Here is a 22,391-nt window from a genome sequence, read left to right as displayed (position 1 = left end):
CGGCACCTGCGCGCGGCATGATCAAGTCGTCCTGCTGACTCGACCACGGTGACAACCACCCGCACCACCGGTGAGTCGTCGCCAGACGGGAGAAGGCACCGTGCGCAGCATTGCTCGTCGCAACGTCGCGACTGGCGCAGCGGCCGCGCTGTTGACAGTCACTTTCATCTCCACCGGACAGGCGGCCCCCACGGCCGACGGCCCACCGCCCGACAACCGATTCCAGAAGGTCACGCTCAACGACCGGCCCGGTGAGCCCATGGACCTCGCCGTGCTGCCCGACAACGACGTCCTGCACGTCACCCGGGCCGGCCAGGTCTGGCTCAACGAGTCGGACACCGGCGTCAACCGCATGATCGCCGAGCTCGACGTCTACCAGCACGACGAGGAGGGTCTGCAGAGCATCGCGCTCGACCCGAACTTCGCGAACAACCGGTGGGTCTACATGTACTACTCGCCGCCGCTGGACACCCCGGTCGACGACCCCGCCACCCCCGACGTCAACGAGGGCGACGCGCCCCTGACCGGCACGCCGGAGGACTTCGAGCCGTTCGAGGGACTCATCCGCCTCTCGCGGTTCCAATACCGGGGCGACGAGCTCGACCTCGGCTCGGAGCAGCAGATCATGGACGTCCCGGTCGACCGGGGCATCTGCTGCCACGTCGGCGGCGACATCGTCTTCGACTCCGACGGCAACCTCATCCTCTCGACGGGCGACGACACCAACCCGTTCTTCTCGGACGGGTACGCCCCGATCGACGACTCCCCCGGGACCAACCCCGCGTTCGACGCGCGCCGCACGGCCGGCAACACGGACGACCTGCGCGGCAAGCTCCTGCGGATCACGCCGGAGCGCGGCGGCGGCTACACGGTCCCCAGAGGCAACCTCTTCAGGCCCGGCACGCCGGGCACGCGGCCGGAGATCTACGCCATGGGGCTGCGCAACCCGTTCCGCATCGAGATCGACCCCGACACGGACGCCGTCTACGTCGGGGACTACTCGCCCGACGCCGCCGTCGCCGACCCCGCCCGCGGTCCGGCAGGGCACGGGAGGTGGACCGTCGTCGACAGGCCCGCCAACTACGGCTGGCCGTTCTGCGCGACGGCGGAGCTGCCCTACGTCGACTACGACTTCGCGTCGGGCGAGTCGGGCGAGCCGTTCGACTGCTCCCGACTCGTCAACGACTCGGCGCACAACACCGGGCAGAACCTGCTGCCTCGGGTGCGCCAGCCGGACGTCTGGTACTCCTACGGCGTCTCCCCGCAGTTCCCGGAGCTCAGCGCCGGGGAAGGTGACGGCATCGGCCCGATGGCAGGTCCCGTGTACCAGTTCGACCGCAAGGACACCCTGCGGCCGCAGCCGGTCGCGTGGCCGCGGTACTACGACGACGTCCCGCTCTTCTACGAGTGGACGCGCGACTACGTCAAGGCCATGCACCTCGACCGGCGCGGTGACCTGGCGGACATCGAACCGGTGCTGCCCTCGCTCGTGTTCGACAACCCGATGGACATGGAGTTCGGGCCCAACGGCGCGCTCTACGTCCTCGAGTACGGCGACGGGTACTTCGCCGAGAACCCCGACGCCCAGCTCTCGCGGTACGACCACATCGGCCGACGCGGGAACCACAGCCCGGTGCCGGTCATCGGCGCCGACGTCACCGCCGGGCTCCCGCCGCTGACCGTGACGTTCTCCAGCGCGGGGACGACCGATCCCGACGGCGACCGGCTCCGGTACGCGTGGGACTTCGACGGCGACGGCGACCGGGACGCGCGCGGAACCAGCGCGACCCACACCTATGACGAGCCCGGGGTCTACCGCGCCACCCTGACCGTCACCGACGTCGGCGGCCGGGACCGCGGACGCCACGCCTCGGCCGACGTCGACGTCGTCGTGGGCAACGAGACCCCGCAGGTCAGCTTCGTGACCCCGGTCGCGGACCAGGAGTTCTCCTTCGGCGACACCGTGGCCTACGAGGTCGCGGTCACCGACGACCAGCCGGTCGACTGCGCCCAGGTCGAGGTGACCTTCGTCGTCGGGCACGACGACCACGGCCACCCCCAGACGACCGCGTCCGGGTGCACGGGGTCGATCGTCACCACGGTGCCGTCGGGCCACGACCCCGAGAACGACACCCTCCGCGGGGTCTTCGTCGCCGAGTACACGGACCCCGGCACCGACGGCCTCCCCGGCCTCACCGGCAGCGACGAGGTGGTGCTCGTCCCCACCGAATGACGGCACGAAACGTGCCCGGCCGGAGACGGCCGAGCACGTCACTTTCCCGGATGCCTCGACGAAGAGGAGTGGAATCATGTGCTACGGCTACGACGGCGACGACGCGTTGCGTCGTTCGCTCGACACACGGGAGGTGCCCGAGCCCGGTGGTCCGTCCCGCCGCACGTTGCTGCGGGGCGCCGTCACCGGTGCGGCCGGGCTCGCCCTCACCGGCACGGCCGTGGGGTCGGCGGCCGCCGCCCCGCATCGGCACCGCGGGCACCCCAGGGGCCGCCGGGTCCCGCCCGGGCGCATCAGCCTCCAGCTGTGGACGGTGCGCGAGGGCCTCGGCGAGCCGTGGGGGCCCGGCGACTACGACGAGACGCTCACTGCCGTCGCCGAGATGGGATACCCCCGGGTGGAGCAGGCGCTGGGCTACTTCGGCAGGACCGCCAGGGAGCTTCGCGCCTTCTACCGCGACATCGGCGTGCGAGCGTCGTCGTCACACGACGGCATCTCCGAGTCCCGGGCTGCCGCGCACGAGAAGTTCCAGAACGCCGTCACCCTCGGTCAGCGCTACGTCGTGGTGCCGTTCCTGGACTCCGCGTCGTTGTCGGAATGGACGCAGTGGGCCGAGCAGATGAACGCCGAGGCCCGGCTCGCACGGAAGTACGGCCTCGCGTACGGCTACCACAACCACGCCCACGAGTTCACCACCGACCTCGGTGGCGGCATCACGCCCTGGGAGGTCCTGACGTCCCGGCTCGACCGACGCTATGTGCACCTCGAGATCGACATCTACTGGGTCGTGACCGGAGGCGTGAACCTGGGGCTCTCCAACGACGACGCCCAGCGGTTCGCCCTCCGCACCATCCGCAGGTCACCGCTGGCCGTGCGGCAGTACCACGTCAAGGACCGGCACACCACCGGCCCGGAGGAGACGAGCCACGCCGACCTCGGCACAGGGTTCATCGACTTCGAGCGGTTCTTCCGCGCGCAGCAGGTGGAGGAGTACATCGTCGAGAACGACACCCCGGACGTGACGTACCTCCAGACGGCGGACGTCGGCTACGACTACCTCAGGAGGATCCGCTTCTGACCACCGGCGCTCGACGAACGACCGCGACGGGCGCGAGAGAACGAGAAAGAAAGGACCCGGACCTACTCTCGTAGGTCCGGGTCCTCCGACATCCTGAGACGTCACACGGTCGGGCTGACAGGATTTGAACCTGCGACCCCCTGACCCCCAGTCAGGTGCGCTACCAAGCTGCGCCACAGCCCGTCGGCCCGTCGTGCGACACCGTGGTGCCACCGCGAAGGGCCGACCGAAATACTACCCCAGGTCGGACACTGCTCCTGCACCGGTGTGAGCGGCGCCATCCACCGCGGCGGGAGCATCGCCCGCCACCGACCCGAGCACCCGCGCCGTGGCCAGTGCGGCGGCGGCTGCCTCGTACCCCTTGTCCTCCTTCGACCCGTCGAGGCCTGCACGATCCAGGGCCTGCGCGTCGTCGTCGCACGTCAGCAGGCCGAAGCCGACGGGCACGGTGTGGTCGAGCGCGACCCGGGACAGGCCGTCGGTAGCGGCGGCGCACACGTAGTCGAAGTGCGGCGTGCCGCCGCGGATCACCACGCCCAGGGCGACGACGGCGTCGTAGCCGGCGGCCGCGAGCGCCTGCGCCGCGACGGGCAGCTCGAAGGAGCCCGGCACGCGCACGACGCGCGGGTCGCGGACGCCGTGGTCGGTGCACGCCCGCAGCGCGCCGTCGAGCAGGCCGTCCATCACGGTCTCGTGCCAGCTCGCGGCGACGACGGCGACGCGCAGGTCGGAGCAGTCGACGGGTGCGGCGGCCGGTGCGCCCGCGCCGCTCATCGGACGGCTCCGGCGGTCTGCGGGACGGTGGGGATCGCGGGCGGGACGGTGGGCGTCATCGGGTCTCCTACGGTGTCGTCGTGGTCGGCGTGGTCGGCCGGTTGGCGGGCGGGGAGGTCGGGCAGGTGCGGCAGGTCGTGGCCCATGCGGTCGCGCTTGGTGCGCAGGTAGCCGTCGGCCCGGGGGCCGGCCGGCACGGCGAGCGGCAGCCGCTCGGCCACGGCCACTCCCCCGGCCTCGAGGCCGGTCTGCTTGGCGGGGTTGTTGGTGAGCAGCCGCACGTGCCCGACGCCGAGGTCGCGCAGCACGTGCGCGGCGGGCGTGTAGTCGCGGGCGTCGGCGGGCAGCCCCTGGGTGAGGTTGGCGTCCACGGTGTCGAGCCCCGCGTCCTGCAGCGCGTACGCGGCGAGCTTGGCCGCCAGGCCGATCCCGCGCCCCTCGTGCCCCCGCAGGTAGACGACGACGCCACGCCCGGCCGCCACGACGCGCCGCAGCGACTCGTCGAGCTGCGGGCCGCAGTCGCAGCGCTGGCTGCCGAGGGCGTCGCCGGTGAGGCACTCCGAGTGCACGCGCGCGAGGACGGGGTCGCCGCCCGGCGCGTCGAGCGCCTCCAGCGGCCCGGCGACCAGGGCCACGTGCTCGTCGCCCGAGAGCGGGTCCCGGTACGCGACGGCGGTCAGCTCCCCGTGCCGGGTGGGCAGGGTGGTGACGGCGACGCGCTCGACGGCCACCTCGGTGGCCCGCCGGTACGCGGCGAGGTCGTCCACGCTGATCAGCGTCAGGCCGTGCCGGGCCGCGAACTCCCGCAGCGCGGGCAGGCGCATCATGCTGCCGTCGTCGTGCACGAGCTCGGCGAGGACGCCCGCGTCGCCGCGGCCGGCCAGGCGGGCGAGGTCGACGGCCGACTCGGTGTGCCCGCGGCGCTCCAGCACCCCGCCGGGGCGCGCGCGCAGGGGCAGCACGTGCCCGGGCCGGGCGAGGTCGTGCGGCGCCGTCGACGGGTCGGCGAGCAGGCGGGCGGTGCGCGCCCGGTCCGCGGCGGAGATGCCGGTCGACCCGCCGCGGGCGGCGTCGACCGTCACGGTGTAGGCGGTGCGGTAGGCGTCCTGGTTGTCGGCCACCATGAGCGGCAGGCCGAGCCCGTCGAGGCGCTCGCCCGGGACCGCGACGCACACCAGCCCGCTCGTGTGCCGCACGAGGAAGCCCAAGAGCTCCGGCGTCGCGGCCGACGCCGCGAGGATCAGGTCGCCCTCGTTCTCCCGGTCCGCGTCGTCGACGACGACCACGGCACGGCCCGACGCGACGTCCTGGATCGCCCGCTCCACGCGCGCGGTCGCCGTGCCGGCGCTCATCGAGCACCCCCGTGCGCGGCGGTCCGCAGGCCGGCGCCGTGGGCGAGGTGCCGCTCGACGTACTTGCTCAGGACGTCGACCTCGAGGTTGACGTGCTCCCCGACCTCGCGCCGCCCGAGGGTCGTGCGCTCCGTCGTCTCGGGGATGAGGCTCACCGTGAACGAGTCGTCGCCGGCGTGCACGACGGTGAGGCTCACGCCGTCGACGGCGATCGACCCCTGGCCCACCACGTACCGCGCCAGCTCGGCCGGCAGGGCGATCTCCACGACCTCCCACCGCTTGCCCCGCGTGCGCGAGAGCACCGTGCCGACCCCGTCGACGTGCCCCTGCACGACGTGCCCGCCGAGGCGGCCGTCGGCCGCGAGCGCGCGCTCGAGGTTGACCTGGTCGCCGGGCACCCGCTCCCCCAGGCTGGTGCGCTCCAGCGTCTCGGCCATGAGGTCGGCGGTCCAGCGGCCGTCGCCGTTCTCGACGACGGTGAGGCAGCAGCCGTCGACGGCGACGGAGTCGCCGGTCCGCGTGCCGCCGAGCACGGCGTCGGCCGCGACGGTCAGCCGGGCGCTGCCCCCGTCGTCCGGTCTGGTGAGGGCGACGACGACGCCCAGCTCCTCCACGATCCCGGTGAACATGGCTCAGCTCTCCTTCCGCGGCCGCATGGTCAGCCGCACGGTGGTGGTGTCGGTGGGGTCCGCCGGGTCGCCGGTGTCGGCGGGCAGGACGGCGACGTCCGAGACGTCGAGGCGGACGGCGTCCGCGATGGTGCCGATCCCGAGGTCGGTGACGGCGAGTGTGCCGGCCCCGAGCAGGACGGGCGCGACGTAGGCGACCACCTCGTCGACCAGCCCGGCGCGCCAGAACGCGGCGGCGAGCGTCGGCCCGCCCTCCAGCAGCACGTGCCGGTGCTCGAGCGCCCACAGCGCGTCGAGCGCCGCGCGCGGGTCGCGGGTGCGCAGGTGGTGCACGGGCTCGCCCGACCTCGCGGCCTGCGCGAGCCGGGACGACGGCGGCAGGTCGCGCACGCCGACGACGACGCGCGCGGGCTGTGCCCCCTCGACGGGCACGTGGCGCACGCGCAGGTCGGGGTCGTCCGCGAGGGCGGTCCCGGTGCCGACCAGGACCGCGTCGACACCGGCGCGCAGGCGGTGCACGTCGTGGCGGGCGGCACGGCCGGAGATCCAGCGGGACGTGCCGTCGGCGGCGGCGGAGCGGCCGTCCAGGGAGGTCGCGAGCTTCCAGGTGACGACCGGGCGGCCGAGCTCGACGGCCCGCGTCCAGGTCGCGTTGAGGGTGCGTGCGTCGTCCGCCATCGGGCCGCCGACGACGTCGACGCCGGCGGCGCGCAGCCGCGCGGCACCGCCCGCGGCGGCGGGGTTCGGGTCGTGCTGGGCGTGCACGACGCGCGCGACGCCCGCGTCCAGCAGCGCGCCTGCGCACGGGCCCGTGCGGCCGCGGTGGTTGCAGGGCTCGAGGGTGACGACGGCGGTCGCGCCGCGCGCGGCGCCCTCCCCGTGGGCGGCGCGCACGCCGGCGAGGGCGTCGACCTCGGCGTGCGGGGTGCCCGCGCCACGGTGGTGGCCCTCGCCGAGGACGCGGCCGTCGGGGGCCAGCAGGACGCAGCCGACACGGGGGTTGGGGCCTCGGGCGGGGCCGCGGGCGGCCAGCTCCAGCGCACGGCCCATCGCGGCGTGCTCCGCCGGCGTGATCGTCATCCCTGCCCCTGTCGTCCGGTCGCGGACCCCGGGGGCAGGAAGGCGGGGGTCGGACGGGCTCACGGGCCGGCGCCGTGGTCGCCGCGGCGGGTGCACAGGTGCACCGGACGGGGCGCCGGCTCGCGGGAGCCGGGGACGGGCCGGACGAGAGCCGTCGCGTGCGCTTCCCATCCGGACTTTGACCGTCGGTCCAGGAGTTCCACCTGGTCAACCGGCCACTGGAGGTGGCCGGGTCGCGGACTTTCACCGCCGGCTCGGATTTTCACCGACCCCAGAGCACGCGAGCTTCTCGCTCGTCACCGCCGACCGTGTCACGGGATCGGGGCGCTGGCAAGCCCGAGTGGCGCACGTCTCACCGACGCCCCGCACGGCGACGTCGCGCCCCCGCCGAGACGGGTGCGTGCCACGCGGGTGCGGTCAGCGCGACTGCTGCCGGGTGGTGCGCCTCTCGTCGTCGCTCCCGAGGGCGACCCCGAGCGCGACGAGCACCAGCAGGTCCACGACCAGGCCCGCCACGGCCACCCACTGCACGGCGCGCGACGCGAGCAGCTGGGTCAGGAGCAGGCTCACCAGCACGCCCCGACGCACCCACACCGCCCCGGCACGGTGGTTGCCGGCGCCCACCACGATCCCCCGGACGACGCAGCCGACGGTGACCGCGGCGCCCACCAGGATGCCGGCCCCCACCCAGGTCGGGACGTCCACGTCGCCGACCACGACCCGCAGCCCGACGGCCAGCGAGCCGCCCGCGGTGGCGAGCACCGCCACGGTCACGGCGACGGCCGCCCAGCGACGCTCCAGCACGTCCGCGAACCAGCGCGAGGTGCGCCGCACCAGGGCACGCACGGGGTCGGGCACCGCCAGGTCGTCGCTCGGGACCGCCTCCACGAGCGCGGCCACCTCGACCGCGCCCGGCTCGCCGCTCCCCCGGGCCGCGAGCGTCCGGGCCTCCTCGCGGTCGGCGTCGGTGAACCCGCCCGCGACGCCGGCGGCGGCACGGTCGGTCGCCACCGCGAGGTACTCCGCCGGGTGGTGCGCGCGGCGCCCGTGCAGCGCCTCGACCAGCAGCACGAGCGCGACGACGACCGCATAGATCAGCGCCGCCGTCGGCTCGTAGAAGTAGTCGTTGTCCGCGGTGACGAACTTGCCGATCTCGTCGACGAACAGGCCGAAGCCGATCCCCGCGAGCACCGCGCCCAGCGACCGCAGCGCCGGTCCCACCCAGGACAGCAGCACCATCACGGCCAGCGCCATCGCCAGCCCGCCCCACAGGACGTGCGCGACGTGCAGCTCGCCACCGCCCACCTGGGGGTACCCGGAGACGGCGAGGAGGAACCTCGTCGCCAGCACGGTCGCGACGGTGACGACGAGGAACGTCACGAGGTGCCGCACCGCCGACGTGTCGCGCGCCGCGCCGAGGCGCAGCATCCGGCCGCGCCGGGCGGACGGGGCGGCGCTCATCGACGACTCATCGGTCGTGCCTCACCGCCGGCGCTTCTCCCGCACGCGCACGCTGATCTCGATCGGCGACCCCTCGAACCCGAACGTCTCCCGGAGGCGACGCTCGATGAAGCGCCGGTAGCCGGCCTCGATGAAGCCGGTCGCGAAGATCACGAACCGGGGCGGGCGCGTGGACGCCTGCGTGCCGAACAGGATCCGCGGCTGCTTGCCGCCCCGCAGCGGGTGCGGGTGCGCGGCGACGAGCTCCCCGAGGAACGCGTTGAGCCGTCCCGTCGGGATGCGGGTGTCCCACGAGTCGAGCGACGTCTCCAGGGCGCGCTCGAGCCGGTCGGTGTGCCACCCGGTGCGTGCCGAGACGTTGACGCGCGGCGCCCACTGGACCTGCACCAGGTCCTTCTCGATCTCGCGCTCGAGGAACGGGCGACGGTCGTCGTCCATGAGGTCCCACTTGTTGTACGCGATCACCAGCGCGCGGCCGGCGTCCACGACCTGGGAGATCACCCGCGTGTCCTGCTCCGTCATCGGCTGCGACGCGTCGACGAGCACGACCGCGACCTCCGCCTTCTCGATCGCGGCCTGCGTGCGCAGCGACGCGTAGAAGTCGGCGCCGCGCGTCTGGTGCACGCGACGGCGGATGCCCGCCGTGTCGACGAACCAGTACGGCACGCCCTTGACCAGCACGAGCTCGTCGACCGGGTCGCGGGTGGTGCCCGCGGTCTCGTCGACGACCACGCGCTCGGCGCCCGCGATCTTGTTCAGCAGCGAGGACTTGCCGACGTTCGGGCGCCCGACGAGCGCGACCCGGCGCGGCCCCTCCGGCCGCAGCTCAGCGTGCGCCGACGTCGTCGGCAACGCCTTCATCGCGGCGTCGAGGAGGTCGCCCGTCCCACGGCCGTGGAGCGCCGAGACGGGGTGCGGCTCGCCGAGTCCCAGCGCCCACAGGTACGCGGCGTCGGCCTCGCCGGACGGCCCGTCGACCTTGTTGGCGCACAGCACGACCGGCTTGCCCGAGCGGCGCAGCAGCTCGACCACACGCTCGTCGGTCGACGTGGCACCCACGGTGGCGTCGACGACGAACAGCACGGCGTCGGCGAGCGCGACGGCGACCTCGGCCTGCTCCGCGACCTTCGACTCGATGCCGGCGACGTCCACCTCCCAGCCGCCGGTGTCCACGAGGGTGAACTCGCGGCCGGACCACTCCGCCGGGTAGCTCACCCGGTCACGGGTCACGCCCGGCTTGTCCTCCACGACCGCCTCACGGCGCCCGAGGATGCGGTTGACCAGCGTCGACTTGCCGACGTTCGGGCGGCCCACGACGGCGAGCACCGGCAGCGGCGCCCGGCCGGGGGCGGCGTCGTCCTCGAACCAGTCCGCGTCCAGCAGCGCACGGTCGGTGTCGTCGAGCTCGAAGTCCTCGAGCCCCGCCCGCAGGGCACGCTCGCGCGCGTGGTCGTCGTCCGAGCCCGACTCCAGCGGGACGTCGTCGACGGACACGGCGGGCACGTCGTCGGCGGGCGCCGGGACGTCGGCCGCGGTGTCGAGGGTCGGCTCGTCGGCGGGCTCGGCAGCAGGCTCGAAGCCGTCGGCAGGAGGGGTCATGCGGACCATTCTCCCAGTACCGGGCGCATGGCACGAACGAGACCCCCGTCACCGCGTCCGGCGCCCGGGCGGGACCGTCAGGCGGTGACCTGGGTGACGACCGCGAGGACCGCGTCGACGGTCTGGTCGAAGTCGAGGTCGGACGAGTCCACCGTGACCACGCCGTCCGCCGCCACCTCGAACTGGCTCACCGTGGCGTCGTCCCGGTCGCGCCGCAGCACCTGGTCGCGCGTGGCCTCGACCGCGGACTCGTCCGCGGCGCCGTGCACCTCGAGGGAGCGGCGGCGCAGGCGCGCCTCCTCGCTCGCCGTGAGCAGCACGCGCACGTCCGCGTCCGGAGCCACGACGGTGGTGATGTCACGACCCTCCGCGACGATGCCGCGGCCCCCGGAGAACCCGTCGGCGGCGGCCTCCGCCTCGATGGTGCGGCGCTGGCGCCGGCGCAGCTCGGCGCGGACCTCGAGGTTCGTCGCCACCTGCGACACGGCCGTCGAGACCTCGGTCGTGCGGATCGCCTCGGACACGTCCCGCCCGTCGAGGTGCACGGTGGGTGCGTCCGGGTCGAGGCCCGAGACCAGCGGCATCACCCGCACCGCGTGCGCGACGGCGGCCTCGTCGGCCAGGTCGGTCCCGCGCCCGACGCACCACAGCGTCGCCGCCCGGTACATCGCGCCCGTGTCGAGGTACGCGAGCCCGAGCCGTGCGGCCACGGCCTTCGAGACGCTGGACTTGCCCGACCCGGACGGGCCGTCGATGGCGATGACCACCACGTGACTGCTCACCTTCTGTTGCTTCGTGTGCTGCGGGGACTGCGGTGCGTGCCGCGGGATCACATCTGGACGGCGCGCATGAGGGTGCCGAGCTCCGTGCGTCCGAGGACGCGCGAGCGCCCGGCCCGCAGGTCGCCGAGCGCGATCGGGCCGATGCGCGTGCGCACCAGGCGCTCCACCGGGAACCCGACGGCGTCGAACATCCGGCGCACGATCCGGTTGCGTCCCTCGTGCAGCACGACCTCGAGCATCGTCGTGCCGGGGACCGCGTCCACGACCCGCACCTTGTCCATCCGCGCCGGCCCGTCCTCCAGCTCGACGCCGGCGACCAGCTGCTTGCCGTGGCGCGGGTGGAACTCCCCGCCGGTGACGGTCACGAGGTAGGTCTTGGGGACCTCGTAGCTCGGGTGGGACAGCCGGTTCGCCAGCTCGCCGTCGTTGGTGAGCAGCAGGAGGCCCTCGCTGTCGGTGTCCAGCCGGCCCACGTGGAACAGCCGCTCGGGACGGTCCTTGACGAGGTCGGCCACCGTGGGCCGGCCGTCGGGGTCGCTCATCGTCGAGACCACGCCCAGCGGCTTGTTCAGCGCCAGCGTCAGCTTCGACGCGTCGAGCTGGATCCGCATGCCGTCCACGTGCACGACGGCGGACGCCGGGTCGACGCGCACCCCGAGCTCGGTCACGAGCACGCCGTCGACCTCGACGTGACCCTCCGCGATCAGCTCCTCGCACTTGCGCCGCGAGCCCAGGCCGGCCTGGGCGAGCACCTTCTGCAGGCGCACGCCGTCGGCGACGTGGACGTCACGGTTGGGGTCCCCCGCCGGGACGCCCGCCCGGGGCGCGCGGGGCTTGCCACGACCGCCCCCGCTGCGGCCGGACGACGACCGTCCCGATCCGGGCTGGGTACGAGGACGGCCGGCCGAGGCCGACGACGACCCCTGGGGCCTGGAGGTGCGGCGGCTCCCGCCGCGGCGTTCGGTGCTCATGGTCCCCGATTCTCTCAGGTCGCCCGGGCTGCGGCCGACGTGGGCCCCGCCATCCGTCCCGTCACCCGTCCGTGGAGTCGTCGACATGGGCCAGCACGGCGCGCGCCGACGACGGGTCCAGGCCCACCGCGTCCTCGACCCCCGGAAGGTGCGGGGCCAGCGGCGGGAGCTCGTCGAGGGACGACCATCCCATCCGGTCGAGGAACTCCCCCGTCGTGCCGAACAGGGCCGCGCCCGACAGGGGGTCCTGCCCGGTCTCCGCGATGAGTCCGCGCGCGAGGAGCGTGCGCACGACCCCGTCCACGTTCACCCCGCGCACCGCCGACACCTGCCCACGCGTCACCGGCTGGCGGTACGCGACCACCGCGAGCGTCTCGAGAGCCGCCTGGCTGAGCCGCGCGGACTGCCCCTCGAGCACGAACGCGCCCACCACGTCCGCGTGCGCACGGGAGGAGTACACGCGCCACCCGCCGGCGCCCTCCCGCAGCTCGAAGCCGCGCGGACGGCCGTCGCCGTCGCCCCGGTACTCCGCCGCGAGGTCCGCCAGCACGCGCGCCACCTCGGGCACCGGCCGGTCGACACCGACCGCGAGCCGCTCGACGGGCACCGGCCCCTCGGCCACCATGAGCACCGACTCCAGCGCCGCCGGCAGCCCGCCGGGCAGGTCGTCGACGTCGACCCGGGCCGGCTCCGCCGCGCCCTCGGCGCCCTCGGCCCCGTCGGTGCCGGTCACGTCGTCGGTGCCGGTCACGTCGTCCGGCCCGCTCGTCGTCGCCGCGCTCACGTCCTGCCTCCCTGCCTCGTCGTCACGGTGCTGAGCCCGCCTCGCCCGCCGCCGCCGCGGGCACCGCGACGGGCACACCGTCGAACTCCTCGAAGTCGGCCGACAGGCCCTCGTCGTCGGCGCCGTCGTCGCCCGACCAGCGGACCGTGAGCTCGGCGAGCGCCGCCGCCTGCTCGAACGAGACCTGCCCGGCCCGGAACAGCTCCAGCAGCGCGAGGAACCGCGCCACCGCGACGATCCGTTCCTCCCCGGCCACGAGCGTGCGGAAGGTCACCACGTGCTCGCGCCGCAGCCGCCCGGCAACCAGCGCGGCCTGCTCGCGCACGCTCACCGCCGAGCCGTGCAGGTGCTCCAGGGCCACGACCGGCGGGAGCCGGGGCTCCAGGGCGCGGGCAGCGAGCTCCGCGAGCCGGACCCCGTCCAGCGTCCAGACCAGCTCCGGCAGCAGCGCCGCGACCTCCGGCTCCAGCGGGACCGACCGGGGCACGCGCCGCCCCTCCGTCGCGAGCCGCTCCGCGAGGACGCCCGAGATCTCCTTGTACGCCCGGTACTGCAGCAGCCGGGCGAAGAGCAGGTCGCGCGCCTCCAGGAGCTCGAGGTCCTCCGCGTCCTCCTCCACCACGCCGGGCAGCAGCCGGGCGGCCTTGAGGTCGAGCAGCGTGGCCGCGACCACGAGGAACTCGCTCGCCGTGCCCAGGTCCCAGGACGGGTGCTCCTCGCCCCGGTCCGCAGCCGCCCGGGCCGCCTCCTCCCCCGCACGGATGTGCGCCACGAACTCGTCCGTGACGACCGCGAGCGCCACCTGCGTGACGTCCAGCTCGTGCTTGGCGATCAGCGACAGCAGCAGGTCGAAAGGCCCGCTGAAGTTCTCCAGGTGGACCTCGAAGCCCTGCGGCTCCGCGTCAGGCTCGGCCTGGTCCCGCCCGCCGCTGCGGCTGCGCTGCGGCCGGATGCCTCGTTCCTCGTCCTCCAGCTGCGCCTCCGCGTCAGGCTCGGCCTGGTCCCGCCCGCCGCTGCGGCTGCGCTGCGGCCGGATGCCTCGTTCCTCGGCCTCCAACCTCCGCTGCGCCTCCGCGTCAGGCGGTGTCACCGCGGGCGACGAGCTCACGGGCCAGCTGCCGGTAGGCCGCGGCGCCGGCGTGCGCCGGCGCGTAGTTGGTGATCGGCTCCGCCGCGACCGACGCGTCCGGGAACTTCACGGTGCGCCCGATGATGGTGTGCAGGAGGGTCTCGCCGAAGGCCTCGTGCACGCGCGCCACGACCTCGCGCGAGTGCAGGGTCCGCGCGTCGTACATCGTGGGCAGGATGCCGTCGATCTCCAGGGCGGGGTTGAGCCGGTCGCGCACCTTCTCGATCGTCTCGACGAGCAGCGCGACGCCGCGCAGGGCGAAGAACTCGCACTCGAGCGGGATCAGCACGCCGTGGGCCGCCGTGAGGGCGTTGACGGTGAGGAGCCCGAGCGACGGCTGGCAGTCGACGAGGATGACGTCGTAGTCGTCGAGCGCAGGCCGCAGGGCACGCGCCAGGACGGACTCGCGGGCGACCTCGCCGACGAGCTGGACCTCCGCGGCCGAAAGGTCGATGTTCGCCGGCAGCACGTCGAGGCCCTCGATCGCCGTGGTCTGCAGCACGTCCGTGAAGGTGACGTCCCGGTCCATCAGCAGGTTGTAGACGCTCAGGTCGAGCTCGTGCGGGTTGACCCCGACGCCGACGGACGCCGCGCCCTGCGGGTCGAAGTCGACCAGCAGCACCCGCCGGCCGTACTCCGCGAGGGCGGCTCCCAGGTTGATCGTCGTGGTGGTCTTGCCCACCCCGCCCTTCTGGTTGCACATCGCCACGATGCGCGCCGGTCCGTGGGACGCCAGCGGTGCGGGCTCGGCGAAGTCGGGCAGCGGACGCCCCACGACGTCCGTCCGGGGCTCGGCCGGACTCTCGCCCCCGGGGCCGCCGAAGAGCGGCGTCCCCGCGGCCGGACCCGTCGCCGAGGCGGCGGTCGGTGAGGCGTCGCTCGTGGTCGTCTGCGTCATGATGTCGCTCCCGAGTCCCTCGCTCACGTCCGTCACGCTACCCCAGCGCCCCACGGGGTCCGGGCGGCGCGCCGGGCGCGGCGCGCATCCCCCGGCCCCCGCGCCTCCGGCTCAGCGCAGCGCCCTCGGGTGCGCCGCCGCGTACACCTCGCGGAGCGTGTCGGGGGTGACCATCGTGTAGATCTGCGTGGTCGTCACCGACGCGTGCCCGAGCAGCTCCTGCACGACGCGCACGTCCGCGCCCCCGGCCAGCAGGTGGGTCGCGAACGAGTGCCGCAGCGTGTGCGGCGACACGTGCTGGGTCAGCCCCGCGCGCTCCGCCGCGCCCTGGAGCACCGCCCAGGCGCTCTGCCTCGACAGCCGTGCCCCGCGCGTGTTGAGGAACAGCGCCGGCGTCCCGCGCCCGCTCGCGGCCAGCGGCCCCCGCGCCCGCACCAGGTACGCCTCCAGCGCGGTGCGCGCGAACGAGCCGACAGGGACCACGCGCTCCTTGTCGCCCTTGCCGGTCAGCCGCACGGTCCCGCCGCCCGGTGACGACGTCGAGGCCGCCCCGACGACGCCCTCGACGTCGTCGACGTCCAGGCCCACAACCTCGCTGATCCGCCCGCCCGTGGAGTACAGCAGCTCGAGCAGCGACCGGTCGCGCAGCGGCAGCGGCCCGTCCCCGGTGCCGGCGGCGTCGAGGAGCCGGGCGACGTCGTCCACGGACAGCGCGTGCGGCAGCCGGCGCAGCGAGCTCGGCGCGGACACCTGCGCCGCCGGGTCGCCGGCGGTGAGGCCCTCCGCCTGGGCGAACCGGTGCCAGCCGCGCACGGCCGCGAGCGCCCGCGCGGTCGAGGACGGCGAGAGGGCGGCGGCGCCGTCCGACCCGCGTCGCAGCACCGTGACGTGGTCGGTGACGTCCGCCTCGGTCACCTGGTCCAGCCGCGTGCGGCCGGCTCTCGCCAGGTGGCCGGCGTAACGACCGAGGTCGCGGCGGTACGCCGCGACCGTGTGGGTCGACAGGCCGCGCTCGACGCCGAGGTGGGCCAGGTAGTCCCGGAGGGCCCGCTCGAGCGCAGCAGGAAGCTGCCCGTCAGGGGCGGGTGGGAGCTGCCTGTCGGGGGCGGGTCGGACGTCCGGCACGCGACCATCATGCCGCGCCCGGGCGACGTCCAGGACGAGGCGGCGCCCGCCGGCGTCGTCAGAACGGCAGGAAGACGTCCACGGCGACGGCGATGAACAGCAGGGTGAGGTAGGTGATGGACCCGTGGAAGACCTTCATCGCGCCGAGCTTGCCGCGCTCGGGGTGCTCGGCCCGTCGTAGCATCGCGACGACGAGCCCGAGGAACCACGCCCCCAGGCCGACGGCGACGACGGTGTACACCCAGGACATGTCCGCCAGCGGGACCAGCGCGAGCGAGCAGGCGATCATCGCCACGGTGTGCGCGACCATCTCGATCGCGACCCGGCGGTCGGTCGCGACGACGGGCAGCATCGGGACGCCGGCGTTGGCATAGTCCTTCTTGAACTTCACGGACAGCGGCCAGTAGTGGGGCGGGGTCCAGAAGAAGATCACGCCGAACAGCGCCAGCGCGGACCAGCTGAGCGACTCGGTGACCGCCGCCCAGCCGATGAAGACGGGCATGCAGCCGGCGATGCCGCCCCACACGATGTTCTGCGGCGTGCGCCGCTTGAGGATCATCGTGTACCCGACCACGTAGATCGCGATCGCGGCGAACGTCAGCCACGCCGACGGGACGTTGACCAGCAGAGCGAACCACAGCAGCGCCACGACGCCCAGCGCCGTGGCGAACACGAGCGCCGCACGGGGCGTGATCTGCCCGGTGGCCAGCGGGCGCCGCTTCGTCCGGTTCATCACCTGGTCGATGTCACGGTCCAGGTAGCAGTTGAAGACGTTCGCCGACGCCGCCGCGAGGGTGCCGCCGACGAGCGTCTTGAGCACGAGCCACAGGTCCGGCAGCCCGCCCTCGGCAAGGATCATCGTGGGCAGCGTCGTGACGAGCAGCAGCTCGATGATCCGCGGCTTCGTCAGGGCGACGTACGCCCCGAGCCGGTCCCGCCAGCCGCCATCACGGCCGGGCGCGGCGGCGGCCGGATCCCGGCGCGACCGGTGCGCCTGGGCACGGGTGGGCGTCGACGGGTGGGACGTCGTGGGGCTGGTGGTGCTCACGCGCGTTCAGGTTCCGTTCTCGGCTGGGGGTCCGGGAAGATCGGGCGTCAGGGACCGCTCGTCGCCTCATCGTACGCCGGGGGCCCGCCCGGCGTTGCCCCTGGCAGCGCCGCCGGGGGTGTGAGAAAGGCCCGCCCCGCACCGGGGCACCGGCCGTCGCCCGCCGCGGGCCCTCCGGTGCCCACGCCCGCCCACCTGGTGGGACGGCGCCGCGACGCCTGGCGCGCCCGGGAATGCTCGGCGCTAGTGTGGTGCTGCACATGAGGGAGCCGCGAGCCGGCCCGTCCGGCGGCGACGCGGCACCACCATCGTGCCGGCCGCCACGGCCCGACCCCTGGTCGGTGCGTGACGGCGCCCGGTACCGGCAGAGCAGCAGCAAGCACCCGGGGCACGCCCGGGCAGGAAAGAGGCACATCTGTGAACGCGTTCGACCCCGCCGTCGCCCCGCTCGAGTGGAACGACCTCGACGACCGCGCGGTGAAGACCATCAAGGCGCTGGCCGCGGACGCCGTGCAGAAGGTCGGCAACGGCCACCCCGGCACCGCGATCTCGCTGGCCCCGGCCGCGTACCTGCTGTTCCAGAAGGCGATGCGGCACGACCCCGCCGACCCGCACTGGGTCGGCCGCGACCGGTTCGTGCTGTCGGCGGGGCACTCGTCCCTCACGCTGTACCTGCAGCTCTTCCTGGCCGGCTACGGCCTCGAGATGGACGACATCGCCGCGCTGCGGACCTGGGGCTCCAAGACCCCGGGCCACCCGGAGTACAAGCACACGGACGGCGTCGAGATCACCACGGGACCGCTGGGCCAGGGGCTCGCGTCGGCCGTGGGCATGGCGTTCGCCTCCCGCCGCGAGCGGGGCCTGCTCGACCCCGACACCGCGCCCGGCGAGTCGCCGTTCGACCACCACGTGTACGTCGTCGCCTCCGACGGCGACCTCCAGGAGGGCGTGACCTCCGAGGCGTCGTCGCTCGCGGGCCACCAGAAGCTCGGCAACCTCGTGGTGATCTGGGACGACAACAAGATCTCCATCGAGGACGACACCGACATCTCGTTCACCGAGGACGTCCTCGCGCGCTACGAGGCCTACGGCTGGCACACCCAGCGCGTCGACTGGACCGTCGGCGGCACGGGGTACGCCGAGGACGTCGACGCGCTCGCCGCGGCCCTCGACGCGGCCAAGGCGGAGACCGGCAAGCCGTCGTTCATCGCCCTGCGCACCATCATCGGCTGGCCGTCGCCCACCAAGCAGAACACCGGCGGCATCCACGGCTCCGCCATGGGCGTCGACGAGGTCGCGGGCCTGAAGAAGGAGCTCGGCCTCGACCCCGAGGTCAGCTTCCACATCGACGACGACGTCCTCGCCCACACCCGTGCGGTCGCCCAGCGGCAGTCCGCGGAGCGCGCGGCCTGGGACCGGTCGTACGACGCGTGGCGGACCGCCAGCCCCGAGGGCGCGGCACTGCTCGACCGGCTCGTCTCCCGCACGCTCCCGGCCGGCTGGACCGACGAGCTCCCCGTCTTCGAGGCGTCCGAGAAGGGCGTCGCGACGCGCGCCGCGTCGGGCAAGGTCCTCAACGCCCTCGCCGACGTGCTGCCCGAGCTGTGGGGCGGGTCCGCCGACCTCGCCGGCTCCAACAACACGACGATGGACGGCCAGCCGTCGTTCATCCCGGTCGAGCACTCCACCAAGAAGTTCCCCGGGCACGAGTACGGGCGCACGCTGCACTTCGGCATCCGCGAGCACGGCATGGGCTCGATCCTCAACGGCATCGTCCTGCACGGGCTCACGCGCCCCTATGGCGGCACCTTCCTCCAGTTCTCCGACTACATGCGCGCCTCGGTCCGCATCGCGGCGCTCATGGAGATCCCGACGACGTTCGTCTGGACGCACGACTCCATCGGCCTCGGCGAGGACGGCCCGACCCACCAGCCGGTCGAGCACCTCGCCGCGCTGCGCGCCATCCCGAACCTCGACATCGTGCGGCCCGCCGACGCGAACGAGACCGCCTGGGCCTGGCGCGGGATCCTGGAGAACACCAGCAACCCTGCGGGCCTCGTCCTCACGCGCCAGAACGTCCCCACGTTCCCGCGCGACGTCGACGGCTTCGCGTCCGCCGAGGGCACCCTCAAGGGCGCCTACACGCTCGTGGACGGGTCCAACGACGAGACCGGTGTGCCGGACGTCGTCCTGGTCGGCACCGGCTCGGAGGTCCAGCTCGCCGTCGAGGCGCGCGAGCTGCTCGCCGCCGAGGGCGTCGCCGCCCGCGTCGTGTCGATGCCGAGCCGCGAGTGGTTCGACCGGCAGGACGCTGCGTACCGCGAGCAGGTGCTGCCGGCGGGCGTGAAGGCCCGCGTGTCCGTCGAGGCGGGCGTGGCGCAGGGCTGGCGCGACGTCGTCGGCGACGCCGGACGCAGCGTGTCGCTCGAGCACTACGGCGCGTCCGCCGACTACCAGACGCTGTACCGCGAGTACGGCATCACGGCCGAGGCCGTGGCCGCCGCGGCCCGCGAGTCGATCGCCGCGGCGGCCGACGCCCGCGGCTGACGGCCCCGGCGGGGTGGCCGCGCCCGCGCGGCCGCCCCGCCCCCGCTCGACGGCCCGCCCGACGACCGGTCGGCAGGTCGTCGTCGCAGCATCCGAGGACGAGAGGGAAGGCAACCCGAGATGACCGAGAACCCCACCGACCCGGCCCGACCCACCCAGCGGCTCAGCGAGGCGGGTGTCTCCATCTGGCTCGACGACCTGTCCCGCGAGCGCCTGGACACCGGCAACCTCGCGGAGCTGGTCCGCACGCGCGACGTCGTCGGCGTGACCACCAACCCCACCATCTTCGCCAAGGCGCTCTCCGAGGGGAACGCCTACGACGGCACGCTCGCCGAGCTCGCGGGCACCGACGTCGAGCCCGCCGTGGAGCGCATCACGACGGACGACGTGCGCGCCGCGGCCGACGTCCTGCGGGACGTGTACGACGCGACCCGCACCGTCGACGGGCGGGTGTCGATCGAGGTCGACCCGCGCCTGGCCCGCGACACGGCCGCCACGGTCGAGACCGCGACGCGCCTGTGGGCCACCGTGGACCGCCCGAACGCCATGATCAAGATCCCCGCGACCCTCGAAGGGCTGCCCGCGATCACGGCCGCGCTCGCCGAGGGCATCAGCGTCAACGTCACGCTCATCTTCTCGATCGAGCGCTACCGCGGCGTCATGGACGCCTTCCTCGCCGGCCTCGAGCAGGCGCGGGCGAACGGGCACGACCTCGCGCCGATCGGCTCGGTGGCGTCGTTCTTCGTCTCCCGCGTGGACGCCGCCGTCGACAAGGCGCTGACGGAGGTCGGCACCGACGACGCCCTCGAGCTGCGGGGCAAGGCCGCGATCGCCAACGCCCGGCTCGCCTACGCGGCCTACGAGGAGGTCTTCGCCACCGACCGCTGGAAGGCCCTCGCCGCCGCAGGCGCGAAGCCGCAGCGTCCGCTGTGGGCCTCCACCGGGGTGAAGGACCCGTCGTACCGCGACACCCTCTACGTCGACGAGCTGGTCGCCCCCGGCGTCGTCAACACCATGCCGCAGGGCACCCTCGACGCGTTCGCGGACCACGGCCTCGTCGTCGGCGACACCGTCTCCGGCACGGCGGAGGCCTCCGCCGCGACCATCGCCGCCATCGAGGCGCAGGGCATCTCGATGGACGAGGTCACGCGGCAGCTCGAGGACGAGGGCGTGCACAAGTTCGAGGTGAGCTGGGACGAGCTGCTCACCACGACGAAGGCCGGGCTCGACGACGCGGGCGCCTGACCGCCCGGTGCCTCAGCGACCCCCGCAGCACCTGCCCCGCACCAGCACCCGCACGACCGACACCGCACGAGAGACGGGACACCGTGAGACCGGCCAAGATCACCGCTGAGCACAACCCGTTGCGCGACCCGCTGGACCTGCGCCTCCCCCGGATCGCAGGGCCCTGCGGCCTGGTGATCTTCGGGGTCACGGGCGACCTGTCCCGCAAGAAGCTCATGCCCGCCGTGTACGACCTCGCCAACCGCGGGCTCCTGCCCCCCGGCTTCGCGCTGACCGGGTTCGCCCGGCGCGACTGGGAGGACCAGGACTTCGCGCAGGTCGTGCACGACGCGGTCAAGGAGCACGCGCGCACCCCGTTCCGGGAGGCGACCTGGCGCCAGCTCGCGGAGGGCATCCGGTTCGTCCAGGGCTCCTTCGACGACCCCGACGCGTTCGAGCGGCTCCGGCAGACGGTGGAGACCCTCGACGCCGAGCGCGGCACGGGCGGCAACCACGCCTTCTACCTGTCGGTGCCGCCCAGCGCGTTCCCGCTGGTGTGCCGGCAGCTCTCGGAGTCCGGGCTGTCCCGGTCGGAGGAGGACGCCTGGCGCCGGGTGGTCATCGAGAAGCCGTTCGGCCACGACCTCGCGAGCGCGAAGGAGCTCGACGCCGTCGTCTCCGAGGTCTTCGAGCCCGAGTCGGTCTTCCGCATCGACCACTACCTGGGCAAGGAGACGGTGCAGAACCTCCTCGCCCTGCGGTTCGCGAACCAGATGTTCGAGCCGATCTGGAACAACAACTACGTCGACCACGTCCAGATCACGATGGCGGAGGACATCGGCATCGGCGGGCGCGCCAGCTACTACGACGGCATCGGCGCAGCCCGGGACGTCATCCAGAACCACCTCCTGCAGCTCCTCGCCCTGGTGGCGATGGAGGAGCCGGTGAACTTCGACGCGCACGCGCTGCGCTCCGAGAAGATCAAGGCGCTCTCCTCGGTGCGCCTCCCCCGCGACCTCGGGCGGCACACGGCGCGCGGCCAGTACGCCGGTGCCTGGCAGGGCGGGGAGAAGGTGGTGGGCTTCCTCGAGGAGGAGGGCTTCAACCCCGAGTCCACGACGGAGACGTTCGCCGCGGTCCGTCTCGACATCGACAACCGGCGCTGGGCCGGCGTGCCGTTCTACCTGCGCACCGGCAAGCGGCTCGGCCGGCGCGTCACCGAGGTCGCGGTCGTCTTCAAGAAGGCGCCCCACCTGCCGTTCGAGTCGTCGCTGACCTCGGACCTGGGCAGCAACGCCCTGGTCATCCGGGTGCAGCCCGACGAGGGCGTCACCCTGCGCTTCGGCGCCAAGGTGCCCGGCACCGCGATGGAGGTCCGCGACGTCACGATGGACTTCGGCTACGGCCACTCGTTCACCGAGTCGTCGCCGGAGGCCTACGAACGGCTCATCCTGGACGTCCTGCTCGGCGACCCGCCGCTCTTCCCGACGCGCGAGGAGGTCGAGCTGTCCTGGAAGGTGCTCGACCCCATCATCGACTACTGGGCCGGCAAGGGACGCCCGGAGCCGTACCCCGCCGGGTCGTGGGGGCCGCCGTCCGCCGACGCGATGATGGCGCGCGACGGCCGCGTCTGGCGGCGCCCGTGAGCGCCGCGCACGCCCGCCCCGCCGTGCCGAC

18 protein-coding genes, 1 tRNA gene and 1 riboswitch are annotated in these 22,391 nt (G+C 74.0%); of the genes, 5 read left to right on the top strand and 14 right to left on the bottom strand.

What is annotated here, in order from left to right; translation table 11 throughout:
- Positions 1–151 precede the first annotated feature (151 nt).
- A complete protein-coding gene (locus IEW03_RS07355) occupies positions 152–2,233 on the top strand; it encodes a PQQ-dependent sugar dehydrogenase (RefSeq protein WP_229737735.1) in 2,082 nt (693 codons plus the stop codon).
- Between the two features lie 76 nt (positions 2,234–2,309).
- The gene (locus IEW03_RS07350; RefSeq protein ID WP_188522997.1) at positions 2,310–3,311 is read left to right on the top strand and encodes a sugar phosphate isomerase/epimerase family protein; all 1,002 of its coding nucleotides are present in this window, start codon (positions 2,310–2,312) and stop codon (positions 3,309–3,311) included.
- Between the two features lie 109 nt (positions 3,312–3,420).
- Here IEW03_RS07350 and IEW03_RS07345 read toward each other — a convergent pair.
- The 14 genes from IEW03_RS07345 to IEW03_RS07280 all read right to left on the bottom strand — a co-directional run bounded on the left by IEW03_RS07345 (position 3,421) and on the right by IEW03_RS07280 (position 16,943).
- A tRNA-Pro gene (locus IEW03_RS07345) sits at positions 3,421–3,494 on the bottom strand.
- Between the two features lie 51 nt (positions 3,495–3,545).
- Positions 3,546–4,085: a 6,7-dimethyl-8-ribityllumazine synthase gene (ribH, locus tag IEW03_RS07340; protein WP_188522996.1), complete on the bottom strand. Its 540-nt coding sequence runs from the start codon at positions 4,083–4,085 to the stop codon at positions 3,546–3,548.
- Entirely contained in the window at positions 4,082–5,437 is a 1,356-nt protein-coding gene (locus tag IEW03_RS07335; protein WP_188522995.1) for a bifunctional 3,4-dihydroxy-2-butanone-4-phosphate synthase/GTP cyclohydrolase II, read from the bottom strand. Before IEW03_RS07335 ends, ribH begins: the two co-directional genes overlap by 4 nt.
- Positions 5,434–6,066: a riboflavin synthase gene (locus IEW03_RS07330; protein WP_188522994.1), complete on the bottom strand. Its 633-nt coding sequence runs from the start codon at positions 6,064–6,066 to the stop codon at positions 5,434–5,436. The genes IEW03_RS07335 and IEW03_RS07330 overlap by 4 nt, the downstream gene beginning before the upstream one ends.
- Positions 6,067–6,069: 3 nt before the next feature.
- Positions 6,070–7,146 carry a bifunctional diaminohydroxyphosphoribosylaminopyrimidine deaminase/5-amino-6-(5-phosphoribosylamino)uracil reductase RibD gene (ribD, locus tag IEW03_RS07325; protein WP_229737733.1) on the bottom strand — a complete coding sequence of 359 codons (1,077 nt, stop codon included), beginning with the start codon at positions 7,144–7,146 and terminating at the stop codon, positions 6,070–6,072.
- Positions 7,147–7,300: 154 nt separating this feature from the next.
- Positions 7,301–7,430: riboswitch (FMN riboswitch) on the bottom strand.
- Positions 7,431–7,563: 133 nt separating this feature from the next.
- Positions 7,564–8,607, bottom strand: coding sequence for a hypothetical protein (locus IEW03_RS07320; protein WP_188522993.1), 1,044 nt, complete (start codon positions 8,605–8,607; stop codon positions 7,564–7,566).
- 21 nt (positions 8,608–8,628) lie between these two features.
- Positions 8,629–10,206, bottom strand: a complete 1,578-nt coding sequence (gene der / locus IEW03_RS07315) for a ribosome biogenesis GTPase Der (protein ID WP_229737731.1) — start codon at positions 10,204–10,206, stop codon at positions 8,629–8,631.
- A gap of 77 nt (positions 10,207–10,283) precedes the next feature.
- The gene (gene cmk / locus IEW03_RS07310) at positions 10,284–10,988 is read right to left on the bottom strand and encodes a (d)CMP kinase (protein ID WP_229737730.1); all 705 of its coding nucleotides are present in this window, start codon (positions 10,986–10,988) and stop codon (positions 10,284–10,286) included.
- 47 nt (positions 10,989–11,035) lie between these two features.
- Positions 11,036–11,959, bottom strand: a complete 924-nt coding sequence (locus IEW03_RS07305) for a pseudouridine synthase (RefSeq protein ID WP_188522992.1) — start codon at positions 11,957–11,959, stop codon at positions 11,036–11,038.
- A 61-nt stretch (positions 11,960–12,020) separates the two neighbouring features.
- Positions 12,021–12,743: an SMC-Scp complex subunit ScpB gene (gene scpB / locus IEW03_RS07300; RefSeq protein ID WP_371870602.1), complete on the bottom strand. Its 723-nt coding sequence runs from the start codon at positions 12,741–12,743 to the stop codon at positions 12,021–12,023.
- Between the two features lie 22 nt (positions 12,744–12,765).
- On the bottom strand, positions 12,766–13,617 hold the full coding sequence (locus IEW03_RS07295) for a segregation and condensation protein A (RefSeq protein ID WP_229737831.1): 852 nt from the start codon (positions 13,615–13,617) through the stop codon (positions 12,766–12,768).
- Positions 13,618–13,819: 202 nt separating this feature from the next.
- Positions 13,820–14,770: a ParA family protein gene (locus IEW03_RS07290; RefSeq protein WP_371870609.1), complete on the bottom strand. Its 951-nt coding sequence runs from the start codon at positions 14,768–14,770 to the stop codon at positions 13,820–13,822.
- 111 nt (positions 14,771–14,881) lie between these two features.
- Positions 14,882–15,895, bottom strand: coding sequence for a site-specific tyrosine recombinase XerD (locus IEW03_RS07285; protein WP_188522991.1), 1,014 nt, complete (start codon positions 15,893–15,895; stop codon positions 14,882–14,884).
- Between the two features lie 58 nt (positions 15,896–15,953).
- Positions 15,954–16,943: a heme o synthase gene (locus IEW03_RS07280; RefSeq protein ID WP_188522990.1), complete on the bottom strand. Its 990-nt coding sequence runs from the start codon at positions 16,941–16,943 to the stop codon at positions 15,954–15,956.
- Positions 16,944–17,360: 417 nt separating this feature from the next.
- Between IEW03_RS07280 and tkt the strand changes: the two genes are divergently transcribed.
- The 3 genes from tkt to zwf all read left to right on the top strand — a co-directional run bounded on the left by tkt (position 17,361) and on the right by zwf (position 22,360).
- Positions 17,361–19,490 carry a transketolase gene (gene tkt / locus IEW03_RS07275; protein ID WP_188522989.1) on the top strand — a complete coding sequence of 710 codons (2,130 nt, stop codon included), beginning with the start codon at positions 17,361–17,363 and terminating at the stop codon, positions 19,488–19,490.
- A gap of 120 nt (positions 19,491–19,610) precedes the next feature.
- Complete coding sequence (tal, locus tag IEW03_RS07270; RefSeq protein WP_188522988.1) at positions 19,611–20,735, top strand: transaldolase; 1,125 nt, start codon at positions 19,611–19,613, stop codon at positions 20,733–20,735.
- A gap of 83 nt (positions 20,736–20,818) precedes the next feature.
- The gene (zwf, locus tag IEW03_RS07265) at positions 20,819–22,360 is read left to right on the top strand and encodes a glucose-6-phosphate dehydrogenase (RefSeq protein ID WP_188522987.1); all 1,542 of its coding nucleotides are present in this window, start codon (positions 20,819–20,821) and stop codon (positions 22,358–22,360) included.
- Positions 22,361–22,391: the final 31 nt, after the last annotated feature.

Source organism: Isoptericola cucumis (assembly GCF_014635665.1).
In the GTDB taxonomy this organism is placed as follows: domain Bacteria; phylum Actinomycetota; class Actinomycetes; order Actinomycetales; family Cellulomonadaceae; genus Isoptericola; species Isoptericola cucumis.
This window is presented reverse-complemented; position numbering and strand designations above follow the sequence as displayed.

Coding starts and splice junctions, on each gene's coding strand:
- IEW03_RS07350 (WP_188522997.1), top strand. CDS start 2,310: ATGTGCTACGGCTACGACGGCGACGACGCGTTGCGTCGTTCGCTCGAC.
- ribH (WP_188522996.1), bottom strand. CDS start 4,085: ATGAGCGGCGCGGGCGCACCGGCCGCCGCACCCGTCGACTGCTCCGAC.
- IEW03_RS07335 (WP_188522995.1), bottom strand. CDS start 5,437: ATGAGCGCCGGCACGGCGACCGCGCGCGTGGAGCGGGCGATCCAGGAC.
- IEW03_RS07330 (WP_188522994.1), bottom strand. CDS start 6,066: ATGTTCACCGGGATCGTGGAGGAGCTGGGCGTCGTCGTCGCCCTCACC.
- ribD (WP_229737733.1), bottom strand. CDS start 7,146: ATGACGATCACGCCGGCGGAGCACGCCGCGATGGGCCGTGCGCTGGAG.
- IEW03_RS07320 (WP_188522993.1), bottom strand. CDS start 8,607: ATGAGCGCCGCCCCGTCCGCCCGGCGCGGCCGGATGCTGCGCCTCGGC.
- der (WP_229737731.1), bottom strand. CDS start 10,206: ATGACCCCTCCTGCCGACGGCTTCGAGCCTGCTGCCGAGCCCGCCGAC.
- IEW03_RS07305 (WP_188522992.1), bottom strand. CDS start 11,959: ATGAGCACCGAACGCCGCGGCGGGAGCCGCCGCACCTCCAGGCCCCAG.
- IEW03_RS07290 (WP_371870609.1), bottom strand. CDS start 14,770: ATGACGCAGACGACCACGAGCGACGCCTCACCGACCGCCGCCTCGGCG.
- tal (WP_188522988.1), top strand. CDS start 19,611: ATGACCGAGAACCCCACCGACCCGGCCCGACCCACCCAGCGGCTCAGC.